The organism is Vibrio parahaemolyticus, assembly GCF_900460535.1.
Classification (GTDB): domain Bacteria; phylum Pseudomonadota; class Gammaproteobacteria; order Enterobacterales; family Vibrionaceae; genus Vibrio; species Vibrio parahaemolyticus.
This window is the reverse complement of the sequence record NZ_UHIL01000001.1, coordinates 594200-606705: the sequence shown is the minus strand read 5'-3', so window position 1 is coordinate 606705 and position 12506 is coordinate 594200. Positions and strand designations below refer to the sequence as shown.

The window sequence follows — 12506 nt, the reverse complement described above, 5'->3', positions numbered from 1 at the left end:
AGTTGCATCTGTTCTTGGGAGTAAAGAAAAGTACCATTGCTTGCTACAATGTCCAACGTCATATCCATAAATTCAGAGGTAATTCGTGCAAGTTTATTTAGTAGGTGGCGCAGTTCGAGATCAATTACTCGGCATTGACAGTTATGACAACGATTGGGTGGTAGTCGGTGCCACACCAGAAATGATGCTTGCTCAAGGATACACTGCCGTCGGAAAAGACTTTCCTGTTTTTCTTCATCCTAAAAATAAAGAAGAACACGCACTTGCACGAACCGAAAGAAAATCAGGCTCAGGTTACACGGGCTTTGACTGTTTCTTCGATCCAAGCGTAACGCTAGAAGAGGATTTGATTCGCCGTGATTTAACCATTAACGCCATGGCGATGGATGATAGCGGCCAGCTGTACGATCCTTATGGCGGCCAAGCCGATTTGAATAATCGCATATTGCGTCATGTATCGGATGCTTTTGTGGAAGATCCCCTTAGAGTACTTCGGGTCGCACGTTTTGCTGCAAAACTTGCCTCGCTGGGATTTACGGTAGCAAAAGAAACCATGCAACTCATGCGCGACATCGCAGACTCTGGTGAACTCAATACGCTAACCCCAGAACGCGTGTGGCAAGAGTGGCATAAATCGCTTTCAACGCCTCGTCCCGATGTGTTTTTATCAGTATTGCGAGATTGCGGCGCGTTAGCCGTCGTGCTACCAGAAATCGATGCGTTGTTTGGGGTGCCTCAACCTGAAAAATGGCATCCAGAGATCGATACGGGTATCCATACGTTGATGGTAGCAGAGCAAGCCGCAAAGCTGAGCACATCACTCCCTGTTAGATTTGCCGCACAGGTGCATGACTTAGGGAAAGGCGTGACACCAGAGAGCGAATGGCCAAGCCATAAAATGCATTGTCATACCGGTTTAAAGCTAATTAAAAAACTGTGCGAACGTGTACGTGTACCGAATGAATTTAAAGATTTAGCGCTCATGGTCTGCGAGCAACACTCCAACATTCATCACGCCGCTGAGTTAAAGCCGCAAACCATCATCAAAATCCTGAACAAGTTTGATGTATGGCGCAAGTCGGAGCGCCTAAAAGACATTCTAATTTGCTGCCAAGCGGATCACGCAGGCCGCAAAGGTTTAGAAGATCTACCGTATCCACAAGCGGATATTTTTATGCTGGCCTATCAAGCAGCGGCATCAGTAGATGTGCAAGCCATCATTCAGGATGGCTTCAAAGGTCCAGCTATTCGTGATGAACAAGAAAAACGACGTATTGAAGCGGTCAAAGTCGCTTTAAATAAGTAACGCCAAAATAAAAACGCCCGCTCAATTGAGCGGGCGTTTTTGTTTTCAAGGATTAAGCACTAAGCAAGAATGCAAATAGGCCCACACCTAGAATCAGACGGTAAATCACGAATGGCGTCATGCCCATGCGTGAAATCATTTTCAAGAAGAAGTGAATACAGATGTAAGCGCTAATAAATGAAGTCAGAATACCAGTCAGCAAAAAGCCAACGTGCACAGGCTCACCGCTGGTAACCAGCTTCATGCCCAAGTAGCTACCAGCTAATGTGATGATAGGAATCGACATCAAAAATGAAAAACGCGCTGCCGCTTCACGAGTGAAGCCCAAATATAGTGCGGCAGTGATCGTTGCGCCAGAACGTGAAGTGCCAGGGATCATCGCAAGTGCTTGAGCAATACCAATAAACACCGCTTTCTTCCAGCCAGTTTGGTACTCATCGGCAACAAGCTTGGCATTCTTATCCACCCACCAAAGCAACAAACCGAATACGATGGTGGTTGTCGCAATCACATAGGCACTGCGCAGGTAGACTTCGATAACGTCTTTCATCAGCAAACCGAACACACACGCCGGAATCGTCGCGATCACGATCATCCATGCCAGTTTTGCTTCTTTACTGCGATCACCTTTGAAGATCGAAGCAAACAATGCTTGGAATAAAGTGATCACTTCGTGGCGGAAATAAATTACAACCGCCATCAATGTGCCGACGTGTACTGCCACATCAAACGCTAGACCTTGGTCGGCCCAGCCGAAAATGGCAGAGGGTAGGATCAAGTGCGCAGAGCTGGAAATGGGCAAAAACTCTGTCAGACCCTGAATCAGAGCCAAAATAAAGGCTTCAAAATAACTCATGTAAACAACTCAAATTTAAAGTGAAAAAGAAACTGGTTTGAGTGAATCAACTGGCTGCATAGCATGCCAAATGTCGGCTACAGTACGTCCATCGCCGGGGATCACTAAATGAGGTTCGAGATCATACAAGGGCTTTGTGACAAAAGGATATTTGTAGATATCACTGCGAGGTAGCTCCGGTTTTTGTGCCGAGATGCACTCACCGAAGAGCACTATATCGAGATCCAGTGTTCGATCCTGATACTTTTGCGCATTTTCCTCACGACCCCACTTATATTCAATCTCACGTAAGTGGTGACTCAACTCTTCGAGTGACAACTTTGTGCGCATCGCAATCACAAAGTTGTAGAAGTTTTGGCTACTAAAGCCGATAGGTTCACATTCGTATATCGGTGAGACTAGGAGATCTTCGCCGAGCTTCTGCAACTCGAGATAGGCAACCTTAGCGTGTTGCTCTCTGTCTATGTTTGTCCCCACACCGATATAAGTGGTGATCATGCTTGGCCTCGTTCAATCACAACCCCAACAGATCGTGCCTGAGGAACGGCGCCCGGTTTCGCTAAACGAATCTTCACCCAAGGAACGCTGAAACGTTGCATGATAAGTTCTGCAACTTCTTCCGCCACGCGCTCTACTAACAAGAAGCGACCATTTTCAATATGATTTAATACTGCTTCACTCACCTGTGAGTAATCTAAGGCATCTTGAACATCATCACTTTTACCCGCAGGCTTGTTGTCGTGCGCCATTTCAATATCCAGAACCAACTTTTGTTTAATTTGTTGTTCCCAGTCATACACGCCAATCGTGGTGATTACTTCTAACTGTTCAATAAATACTTTATCCAGAGCCATCTTATGTCCTTCTTTACAGAGGTCGGATACCCGTCAGGGGTAATTTGATCGTAATATTCTATACCTAAGTAACCTTTGGCTAGGTCATCGAAATGTTACTTAGGTATAAACTGCGCTGCATCTTTATATACAAGAACTCACATAATGCAAGCTCTATCGCAGAGAGTATTTCAGCTCACCGCTGAATCAGGCTATGATACCAACTACGCGGGAACTGAGCATTAATTTCCAATCCATCAAGGACTTCTATGGACGCACTGGCACTAATAATGACAATGGCCGCCTACTTACTGGGTTCTGTTTCCAGTGCGGTGTTGATTTGTCGCCTGTTAAAACTGCCAGACCCTCGTAACGTTGGCTCAAACAATCCAGGCGCGACCAATGTATTGCGCATTGGTGGAAAAGGCGCGGCCGTATCGGTGTTGTTATGCGATATGCTCAAAGGGACGATTCCAGTTTGGGGGGGGTACTTTCTTGGTATCGATCCTATCATTCTTGGCGTTATTGCTATCGCGGCATGCCTTGGTCACATGTACCCAATTTTCTTCCACTTTAAAGGGGGTAAAGGCGTCGCTACCGCGCTTGGTGCCATTGCTCCAATTGGCTTAGACCTCACAGGCCTAGTTATGCTGACTTGGCTCTCGGTTGCAGTCCTGTTTCGCTACTCTTCCCTTGCCGCACTCGTCACTGTGTTAGTCACACCGTTTTATACTTGGATGTTCAAACCGCAATACACCCTGCCCGTTGCCATGTTGTGTTGTCTAATCGTGTTTAAACATCATCAAAACATTCGTCGTTTACTTTCGGGTGAAGAGCCTAAAATTGGTGAAAAGAAACTGACAGAAAAAAACTCGGCATAACGCCGAGTTTTTAAATGCATTTTAAGCGTGAACTTTGTTTAGGAAGCTCAACAACATCTGATTCACAAACTCGGGCTGTTCAAGCGAACTGATATGACCCGCTTCAGGAATCTCCACCAACTCACTACCCGTAATGCAGTCATGCATTAGGTAAGATTCAAATACCGGACGCGGCTTATCTTCTCGACCAACTGCGATCAATGTTGGCAGTGCGAATTTTTCTGCATCTTCAATCACATCACGTCGCCCAAACACCATGCGACCGATACGAGCAACTTCTACAGCTCGCTCACCTGTTAGCGATTCAAGGCTTTGTTTAAATGAAGTGACCAATTCTGGGTGAACTTGATCCGCGTTATTCGCAAAGAATAGTGGTGCAACTGCTTCGATAATAGGCTCAGGAACACCTTGAACTTGGCTGATGGTATCTAGCATCGCAAAGTATTTTTTATGCGTCACTTCTGGTTCCCAACCAATAAAGGTATCCATCAACACCAATGACTTCACTCGTTGCGGGGCTTGAGCGGTCAGTTCCGCGCCCCACATGCCGCCAACAGATAAGCCAACAATGGAAAATTCGTCGATTTCCAAATGATCCATTAGCGCCAGCATGTGTTGGGCATAATCAACTAAAGACGTGGTCGAAGCAGGAGCGGCGTCCGATTCACCATGCGCCCATAAGTCAGGCACAATACAACGATAGGACTGGCTCAAAGCTTCAATTTGAGGCGCCCACATTTGGCAATCCCACAAATAGCTATGTCCAAACAGCAGCACAGGCCCTTTGCCTTTGTCTAGGTAAGCAAGTTGCTGACCTTCAATTTCAAACTTCTTCATTGTTATATCCATTTATTATTCTTCCGCGCCATCCTATCACTGAACGCAAAGAAAACTGCTCACATCAGTCTGGAAATCTAGCGCCTTTTTCTTGGGAAAATAAACCACAAAAACAAAGGCCTCTATAAATAGAGGCCAGTCAATATACAAGGTTTGATTACGCGATTGGCGTTAGCTGGTCAATTGGCCAACGCGGACGCGCTTCCACCGACATATCTGCGACTTCACCGTTCTTCAAACGTTGCATACCCGCATACGCAATCATTGCACCGTTGTCAGTACAGAACTCGGTACGTGGGTAATACACTTCACCACCGATTTTCTTCGCAAGCTTCTCAAGCTCTGCACGCAAGCGGCGGTTCGCACTTACACCACCAGCAATAACGATGCGCTTCATACCGGTTTGCTCTAATGCACGCTTACATTTAATTGCCAACGTGGCACAAACGGCTTCTTCAAAAGCGTACGCAATATCAGCACGAGTCTGCTCGTCATCGCCATTCGCTGCAATCGTGTTTGCCGTGAAGGTTTTCAAACCAGAGAAACTCATATCCAAACCCGGCACATTGGTCATTGGTCGTGGGAACTTAAAGCGACCCGGTGTACCTTTCTCTGCTAGCTTAGATAACAGAGGACCGCCTGGGTAATCTAGCCCCATCAGCTTAGCCGTCTTATCAAATGCTTCACCGGCTGCATCATCAATGGATTCGCCTAGAATCTTGTATTCACCAATGCCTTTTACTTCCACCATCATCGAGTGACCACCAGAAACCAATACCGCCACAAATGGGAATGGTGGTGGGTTGTCTTCTAGCATTGGCGCAAGTAAATGACCTTCCATGTGATGAACAGGAACAGCAGGCACACCCCATGCGTAAGCAATACTGCGACCGATGGTTGCACCCACTAGCAAAGCACCAACCAAACCAGGACCGGCCGTGTAAGCCACGCCGTCGATGTCTTGGGATGTTAAGTTTGCTTCTTTTAGTGCCTCTTTAATAAGAGGAATGGTTTTCTTTACATGGTCACGTGAAGCCAACTCTGGCACCACGCCGCCGTAATCCGCGTGAAGTTTTACTTGGCTGTAAAGCTTGTGTGCCAACAGGCCTTTTTCATCGTCGTAAATCGCGATTCCTGTCTCATCACAAGAGGTTTCGATACCAATAATGCGCATGGTTTTCTCAGTATGCTTTCTGTATAGAGGAAATTTGGGCGTCATATTACCTCGCCTTGGTGCTTCAAACAAATTTTGTACAGACAATAAACGACAAAAGGCTTTACAAAGCTGTTGTGATCGGATTAAAATTCCGCACCATTTTTGATCAAGCTGGTAAGTGACCAAACAATTATGATTTGGTCTGTTGAATGCCAGCGTTAACGAATAACCCCTGAGGTGAAAGGCATATGCCAGTAGTTAAAGTACGTGAAAACGAACCGTTCGACGTTGCTCTACGTCGTTTCAAGCGCTCTTGCGAAAAAGCAGGTATCCTTTCTGAAGTGCGTCGTCGTGAGCACTACGAAAAACCAACTACAGTTCGCAAACGCGCTAAAGCAGCAGCTCAAAAGCGTCACGCTAAGAAGCTAGCTCGCGAAAACGCTCGTCGCGTTCGCCTGTACTAATAACTGAGCTCCCAAAAGGAATTTAGTTATGGCTCTCATTGATCAACTCAAAGAAGAGCAAAAATTAGCGATGAAAGCCAAGGACAAATTGCGCCTTGGTACTATTCGTTTAGCCTTAGCAGCAATCAAGCAACGTGAAGTTGACGAGCAGATCACTCTGAACGATGACGACATTCTTGCTGTGTTGACTAAAATGGTTAAGCAGCGTCGCGACTCTGTTACGCAGTACGAAGCAGCTGGTCGTCAAGATCTTGCTGATGTGGAACAAGCAGAAATTACAGTTCTTGAGGAATTTATGCCTCAACCACTGACAGAAGAAGAAGTTGCTGCTCTTATCGAGAAAGCAATTGCAGAATCTGGTGCAGCTGGCATGCAAGACATGGGCAAAGTAATGGGCGTTCTGAAACCACAAATTCAAGGGCGTGCAGATATGGGTAAAGTAAGCGGTTTAGTTCGCGCTAAATTGGCTTAACACCCCACCCAATTGCAGCAAGCCGTGCTATCCTTTGGAACGCACGGCTTGTTTGTATCTGGCAGAATGGAATAAAACAAAGTCTCGCACATGCTTTTCTCTATAACCCATTCACACCAATCATGATTTTTCTTTTTTGTTAGGTTTTATGGCTGGACACATCCCTCGCAGTTTTATTGATGACCTTCTAGCTCGGCTTGATATTGTCGATATTATCGACGCACGCGTGAAACTTAAGAAAAAAGGCAAAAACTACGGCGCTTGTTGCCCATTCCACAACGAGAAAACACCGTCATTCAGTGTGAGCCAAGAGAAGCAGTTCTATCACTGTTTTGGCTGTGGTGCACATGGCAACGCCATCGACTTTATGATGGAGTTTGAACGCCTAGAGTTCGTTGAAGCGATTGAAGAACTTGCCTCTTATCTAGGTTTGGACGTTCCTCGTGAACAACGTAGTGGTGGCGGTGGGCAGTTCAATTCTGGACCGCAAGCAAGTAGCAGTGAAAAACGCAGCCTATACGATTTAATGGGTAGCATTGCCCAGTTTTACCGTAACCAACTCAAACAACCTTCGAGCAAGGTCGCGATTGAATACCTAAAAGACCGTGGTCTATCTGGTGAAATCGTTCAGAAATTTGGCATTGGTTACGTGGCTGACGAATGGGATTTAGTCCGTAAAAACTTCGGCCAGAATAAAGACAATCAAGACATGCTTGTCACTGGCGGCATGCTGATTGAAAACGACAAAGGCAACCGTTATGACCGCTTTCGTGGTCGTATTATGTTTCCAATTCGTGATCGTCGTGGTCGAGTAATTGGCTTTGGTGGTCGAGTACTTGGTGAAGGTACACCAAAATATCTCAACTCACCGGAAACGCCAATATTCCATAAAGGCAAAGAGCTTTATGGCCTGTACGAAGTGTTACAAGCGCATCGTGAACCAGCGCAAATTTTGGTGGTTGAAGGCTATATGGACGTTGTCGCTCTGGCTCAATACGGCGTAGATTATTCCGTCGCGTCGCTAGGCACCTCGACAACGGGCGATCATATTCAAATGTTGTTCCGCCAAACCAATACCGTGGTGTGTTGTTACGATGGCGACCGAGCTGGTAAAGAAGCGGCATGGCGAGCGTTAGAAAACGCACTTCAATTCCTCAAAACCGGGAACACATTGAAGTTCTTATTCTTACCTGATGGGGAAGACCCAGATAGCTACGTTCGTAAATACGGCAAAGCAGCGTTCGAGCAACAAATAGAACAAGCGACACCACTATCGAGCTACCTTTTTGACAATTTGATTGAGTTACACCAAATTAATTTGGGTAACAACGAAGGTAAGTCTGCGTTGAGAGCATACGCTAGCGCCTTGATTGACAAGATTCCTGACCCATACTTTCAGGAGTTGCTCGAAAAACTATTGGATGAGCGCACGGGGTTTGATAACCGCCTACGTCAGCCTCGTAAAAAGATAAGTGAAACTCGACCTCAACCGCACAAAGAGATCAAACGAACTCCTATGCGTGAGGTTATTGCTCTACTTATTCAAAATCCGAGCTATGCTCAAATGGTACCGGACCTTTCCTCAGTGAGAGACTTATCCATACCAGGCCTAAGTTTATTTGCAGATGTACTTGATAAATGCCAGGCGCATCCCCATATCAACACAGGCCAATTATTAGAGCACTGGCGCAACAGCCAGAATGAGGCACTTCTGTCTCGTCTTGCGAGCTGGGATATTCCGCTCGACGAAGACAACCAAGAAGAAATATTTTTAGACTCACTGGATAAAATTATTGCCCAGTGCGTAGAAAAGCAAATTGAAAACCTGCAGGCCAAAGCAAGAAGTGTCGGTTTATCAGCCGAAGAGAAAAGGGAGCTGCTAGCACTTATGCTAGATTTAAAAGCGTAACCCTGTTTAATTAGTCAGCAACAATTTAATTTGTTATAGTAAGTGGTTTGCATTTCGCATACTGATTCCTTCACCAGATTACGAAGTTGGATACCGTCTATGGATCAAAATCCGCAGTCACAGCTAAAGTTACTTGTTATTAAAGGCAAGGAGCAAGGCTATCTGACCTACGCCGAAGTAAATGACCACCTACCTGCTGAAATCGTAGATTCAGAACAGGTAGAAGACATCATTCAGATGATTAACGACATGGGTATCAAGGTAGTAGAAACTGCTCCTGATGCTGATGATCTAGCACTGAACGATGACACAAACATTACCGATGAAGATGCAGCTGAAGCTGCAGCAGCAGCACTTTCTAGCGTAGAAAGTGAAATTGGTCGTACAACAGACCCAGTTCGCATGTACATGCGTGAAATGGGTACTGTAGAGCTGCTGACTCGCGAAGGCGAAATCGACATCGCAAAACGCATTGAAGAAGGTATTAACCAAGTTCAATCGTCTGTTGCTGAATACCCTGGCACTATTCCTTACATCCTAGAGCAATTTGATAAGGTTCAGGCAGAAGAACTTCGTCTGACTGATTTAATCTCTGGCTTTGTAGATCCTGACGCTGACGATACAGCAGCGCCAACCGCGACTCACATCGGTTCTGAACTGTCTGAAACTCAATTAGAAGAGGAAGACGAAGAAGACCTAGAAGATGATGAAGAAAGCGATGACGATTCAGATGATTCGGAAGAAGATGTAGGTATTGACCCAGAGCTAGCGCTTGAGAAATTCAACCAGCTACGCAGCACATACCAAAATCTTCAGCTAGCGATCAATGAGTACGGCTACGACAGCCCGAAAGCAACCGTTGCTAACGAAATGATGCTAGACGTATTCAAAGAATTCCGTCTAACACCAAAACAGTTCGACCACCTAGTGAACGAACTTCGTACAGCAATGGATCGCGTTCGTACTCAAGAACGTTTGATCATGAAGTCTGTGGTTGAATACGGCAAAATGCCGAAGAAATCGTTTATTGCCCTATTCACTGGTAACGAATCAAGTGATGCATGGCTAGACGAGATCCTAGCATCTGACAAGCCATACGCTGAGAAAATCAAACGTAACGAAGAAGAGATCCGTCGTTCAATCGCTAAGTTAAAAATGATTGAAGAAGAGACATCTCTAAACGTACAAAACATTAAAGACATCAGCCGTCGCATGTCTATCGGTGAAGCGAAAGCACGCCGTGCGAAGAAAGAGATGGTTGAAGCGAACTTACGTCTTGTAATTTCTATCGCGAAGAAATACACCAACCGTGGCCTACAGTTCTTGGATCTAATCCAAGAAGGTAACATCGGTCTGATGAAAGCGGTAGATAAGTTTGAATACCGTCGTGGTTACAAGTTCTCGACTTACGCAACGTGGTGGATCCGTCAGGCAATCACTCGTTCAATCGCGGACCAAGCACGTACGATTCGTATCCCGGTACATATGATCGAAACGATCAACAAGCTAAACCGTATCTCTCGTCAAATGCTACAAGAGATGGGTCGTGAGCCTCTACCGGAAGAACTGGCAGAGCGTATGCAAATGCCAGAAGACAAGATCCGTAAAGTACTGAAGATCGCTAAAGAGCCAATCTCAATGGAGACACCAATCGGTGACGACGAAGATTCGCATCTAGGTGATTTCATCGAAGATACAACACTAGAACTACCGCTAGACTCTGCAACAGCAACAAGCCTGAAAATGGCTACAAAAGATGTACTTGCAGGCCTAACGCCACGTGAAGCGAAAGTACTTCGTATGCGCTTTGGTATCGACATGAACACTGACCACACTCTAGAAGAAGTTGGTAAACAGTTCGACGTTACTCGTGAACGTATCCGTCAGATCGAAGCAAAAGCTCTACGTAAACTTCGTCACCCTAGCCGCTCAGAAACTCTGCGCAGCTTCCTCGACGAATAATAAAGCGTTGGACAAAAAAGGTGACCTTAGGTCACCTTTTTTATTATCACTGGTTCTAAGTGGATAAAAACTAAGCGCAATTGCCCTAGTTGCTATCTAGACACCTTGCAACGCTTCCCCTATAATCGTTGACCTATTAAGGCCCCTTAGCTCAGTGGTTAGAGCAGTCGACTCATAATCGATTGGTCCCCAGTTCAAGTCTGGGAGGGGCCACCAAATTTCGAAAGGCGTAGCAGGTTAGTACCTACTACGCCTTTTTTGTATCTGATGGTTTTAAGTGTTGCTATGGGTACACCGTTGGCACCTGAGCTCATCTTCTTATCCCCCTTGTAAATTCCCTTGCTTAAACCCCATCAACTTTCTCAACCATCTGCTCAATAACATTTGTGCTCTACAGCCCTTGTGACCTCCAAATGATCCCTCAATGTTTTAGTCGTTGACCGTTTATATATTCCTGATAGGATAGCCGTATGGACGTCTAAATATAAAATGGAGTTACGATGACAAATTTAGGTCACATCAAAAAGTTGTCTTGGGTTCTCGCTGCTGCGCTCAGCTTAAGTGCCTGCGGAGAAAAAGATAATTCAGTAATCAAAGTCGGAGCTACGGTTGGGCCACATGCACAAGTAGTTGAAGCAGTAGCGAAAGAAGCGGCAAAGCAAGGGCTAAATGTTGAAGTCATCGAGTTCTCTGATTACGTGACACCTAACGCCGCGCTGAGTGACGGTAGCATCGATATTAACAGCTACCAACACCAACCTTTTTTGGATAACTTCAACAGCAGTCATAACTCTCAGCTCGTTTCAATTGGCCAATCTATCTTGATGCGCATGGGTATTTATTCCAATAAATACCGTTCGTTAGAAGAGTTACCAAACCGTGCCAGAATTGCCATTCCAAACGACCCAACTAATGGAGGCCGAGGGCTGTTACTACTCGCTGATGCGGGCTTGATTGAGCTTAAACCAGGTGTTGGCCATAAAGCCGCGTTAACCGATATTAAGAGCAATCAAAAAGAACTGGAGTTCGTTGAGGTGGATGCGGCGCAGCTGCCAAGAACGCTGGATGACGTTGATGCCGCAGCTATTACGATGAATTACGTGATGTCTTCAGGCTTAGACCCTAAGAAGCAAAGTATTTTCCTAGAGTCCAAAGACGCACCTCTCGCTGTTATGGTTATTGCGACTCGTGAAGCCGACAGAAACAACGAGGCTTACAAGAAGTTCGTCTCTATTTACCAATCCCAAGAAATTCGCGACTTCCTTAATAGCACTTTCAAAGGAACGATTGAACCAGCCTTTTAAGTAAGAATTAATCCTTGAGCAAGCTATCTTGCTTGCTCAGAGAGACAAAATGACAGAGGCTCATGAAACAAAGCATGAGCCTCTGTCATATCAAATGGTATCAATCGTACTTTGAGTTAGATTATCGACTTTCTGCTTCTAACTTTAGCGCGATATAGTTTTGTGCGGCGGTAACCAAATCAGAACGATTAATGATCTTCCATAGGAAAAATGGCGGGATTAAGAATGCAATGAAATAAAACGACTCATGAAAAAAGATCTGAGCAATTGCATCTTGATGTTCCCACAGCGCCGTAAGCGCGAAAAGATCGAGCATCACGCCAAGTACACCAAAAACAACTGAAACCACGATCGCTAATCCTAGTAGCTCTCGAATAAAAAATTTGTATGCCATCATACTAATTCCTTCTAGCAATATTCGACCTTACGTTACGCCCCTCATCACCTATCTATTTTGATTATTATCAACTTCATTTCACTACGAATAAGAACTTAGTTTTATAAAAAAGCGCTTGTATAAATGGGG

The 12506-nt window shown here is 45.4% G+C and carries 13 protein-coding genes and 1 tRNA gene; 8 read left to right on the top strand and 6 right to left on the bottom strand.

From position 1 onward, the window contains the following. The first annotated feature begins 85 nt into the window (after nt 1-85). Nucleotides 86-1306, top strand: a complete 1221-nt coding sequence (locus tag DYB02_RS03210; RefSeq protein WP_029806487.1) for a multifunctional CCA addition/repair protein — start codon at nt 86-88, stop codon at nt 1304-1306. A gap of 52 nt (nt 1307-1358) precedes the next feature. Here DYB02_RS03210 and DYB02_RS03205 read toward each other — a convergent pair whose 3' ends face one another. From DYB02_RS03205 to folB, 3 genes are read right to left on the bottom strand one after another with little or no spacing between them, the layout of a single operon-like run. Then, entirely contained in the window at nt 1359-2162 is an 804-nt protein-coding gene (locus DYB02_RS03205) for an undecaprenyl-diphosphate phosphatase (RefSeq protein ID WP_005497040.1), read from the bottom strand. Nucleotides 2163-2177: 15 nt separating this feature from the next. Next, nucleotides 2178-2660: a 2-amino-4-hydroxy-6-hydroxymethyldihydropteridine diphosphokinase gene (gene folK / locus DYB02_RS03200; RefSeq protein WP_005465890.1), complete on the bottom strand. Its 483-nt coding sequence runs from the start codon at nt 2658-2660 to the stop codon at nt 2178-2180. Then, nucleotides 2657-3016, bottom strand: a complete 360-nt coding sequence (gene folB / locus DYB02_RS03195; protein WP_005465889.1) for a bifunctional dihydroneopterin aldolase/7,8-dihydroneopterin epimerase — start codon at nt 3014-3016, stop codon at nt 2657-2659. The genes folK and folB overlap by 4 nt, the downstream gene beginning before the upstream one ends. A 248-nt stretch (nt 3017-3264) precedes the next feature. Here folB and plsY point away from each other — a divergent pair, with 248 nt between their 5' ends. Next, entirely contained in the window at nt 3265-3876 is a 612-nt protein-coding gene (gene plsY / locus DYB02_RS03190) for a glycerol-3-phosphate 1-O-acyltransferase PlsY (RefSeq protein ID WP_005479185.1), read from the top strand. Nucleotides 3877-3897: 21 nt separating this feature from the next. On the opposite strand, the gene DYB02_RS03185 is transcribed toward plsY, so the two are convergent. Together DYB02_RS03185 and tsaD are read right to left on the bottom strand one after the other, a co-directional pair. Beyond that, nucleotides 3898-4713, bottom strand: coding sequence for an alpha/beta fold hydrolase (locus tag DYB02_RS03185; RefSeq protein WP_029805316.1), 816 nt, complete (start codon nt 4711-4713; stop codon nt 3898-3900). Between the two features lie 157 nt (nt 4714-4870). Beyond that, nucleotides 4871-5932 carry a tRNA (adenosine(37)-N6)-threonylcarbamoyltransferase complex transferase subunit TsaD gene (gene tsaD / locus DYB02_RS03180; RefSeq protein ID WP_005479187.1) on the bottom strand — a complete coding sequence of 354 codons (1062 nt, stop codon included), beginning with the start codon at nt 5930-5932 and terminating at the stop codon, nt 4871-4873. A gap of 185 nt (nt 5933-6117) precedes the next feature. Here tsaD and rpsU point away from each other — a divergent pair, with 185 nt between their 5' ends. From rpsU to DYB02_RS03150, 6 genes are all read left to right on the top strand, one after another. Continuing rightward, complete coding sequence (gene rpsU / locus DYB02_RS03175) at nt 6118-6333, top strand: 30S ribosomal protein S21 (protein WP_001145625.1); 216 nt, start codon at nt 6118-6120, stop codon at nt 6331-6333. A gap of 28 nt (nt 6334-6361) precedes the next feature. Continuing rightward, nucleotides 6362-6805 carry a GatB/YqeY domain-containing protein gene (locus tag DYB02_RS03170; RefSeq protein WP_005453780.1) on the top strand — a complete coding sequence of 148 codons (444 nt, stop codon included), beginning with the start codon at nt 6362-6364 and terminating at the stop codon, nt 6803-6805. 148 nt (nt 6806-6953) lie between these two features. Continuing rightward, a complete protein-coding gene (gene dnaG / locus DYB02_RS03165) occupies nt 6954-8714 on the top strand; it encodes a DNA primase (protein WP_020904246.1) in 1761 nt (586 codons plus the stop codon). Between the two features lie 99 nt (nt 8715-8813). After that, entirely contained in the window at nt 8814-10676 is a 1863-nt protein-coding gene (rpoD, locus tag DYB02_RS03160; protein ID WP_005453778.1) for an RNA polymerase sigma factor RpoD, read from the top strand. Nucleotides 10677-10816: 140 nt separating this feature from the next. Beyond that, nucleotides 10817-10892: transfer RNA gene (locus DYB02_RS03155), tRNA-Ile, on the top strand. Between the two features lie 284 nt (nt 10893-11176). After that, nucleotides 11177-11980, top strand: a complete 804-nt coding sequence (locus DYB02_RS03150) for a MetQ/NlpA family ABC transporter substrate-binding protein (RefSeq protein WP_023624879.1) — start codon at nt 11177-11179, stop codon at nt 11978-11980. Nucleotides 11981-12101: 121 nt separating this feature from the next. Here the strand turns inward: DYB02_RS03150 and DYB02_RS03145 are convergent, their stop codons facing one another. Further along, nucleotides 12102-12374 carry a hypothetical protein gene (locus DYB02_RS03145; protein ID WP_021487203.1) on the bottom strand — a complete coding sequence of 91 codons (273 nt, stop codon included), beginning with the start codon at nt 12372-12374 and terminating at the stop codon, nt 12102-12104. Nucleotides 12375-12506 lie beyond the last annotated feature (132 nt).

Coding starts and splice junctions, on each gene's coding strand:
- DYB02_RS03205 (WP_005497040.1), bottom strand. CDS start 2,162: ATGAGTTATTTTGAAGCCTTTATTTTGGCTCTGATTCAGGGTCTGACA.
- folK (WP_005465890.1), bottom strand. CDS start 2,660: ATGATCACCACTTATATCGGTGTGGGGACAAACATAGACAGAGAGCAA.
- folB (WP_005465889.1), bottom strand. CDS start 3,016: ATGGCTCTGGATAAAGTATTTATTGAACAGTTAGAAGTAATCACCACG.
- plsY (WP_005479185.1), top strand. CDS start 3,265: ATGGACGCACTGGCACTAATAATGACAATGGCCGCCTACTTACTGGGT.
- DYB02_RS03185 (WP_029805316.1), bottom strand. CDS start 4,713: ATGAAGAAGTTTGAAATTGAAGGTCAGCAACTTGCTTACCTAGACAAA.
- tsaD (WP_005479187.1), bottom strand. CDS start 5,932: ATGACGCCCAAATTTCCTCTATACAGAAAGCATACTGAGAAAACCATG.
- rpsU (WP_001145625.1), top strand. CDS start 6,118: ATGCCAGTAGTTAAAGTACGTGAAAACGAACCGTTCGACGTTGCTCTA.
- DYB02_RS03170 (WP_005453780.1), top strand. CDS start 6,362: ATGGCTCTCATTGATCAACTCAAAGAAGAGCAAAAATTAGCGATGAAA.
- dnaG (WP_020904246.1), top strand. CDS start 6,954: ATGGCTGGACACATCCCTCGCAGTTTTATTGATGACCTTCTAGCTCGG.
- rpoD (WP_005453778.1), top strand. CDS start 8,814: ATGGATCAAAATCCGCAGTCACAGCTAAAGTTACTTGTTATTAAAGGC.
- DYB02_RS03150 (WP_023624879.1), top strand. CDS start 11,177: ATGACAAATTTAGGTCACATCAAAAAGTTGTCTTGGGTTCTCGCTGCT.
- DYB02_RS03145 (WP_021487203.1), bottom strand. CDS start 12,374: ATGGCATACAAATTTTTTATTCGAGAGCTACTAGGATTAGCGATCGTG.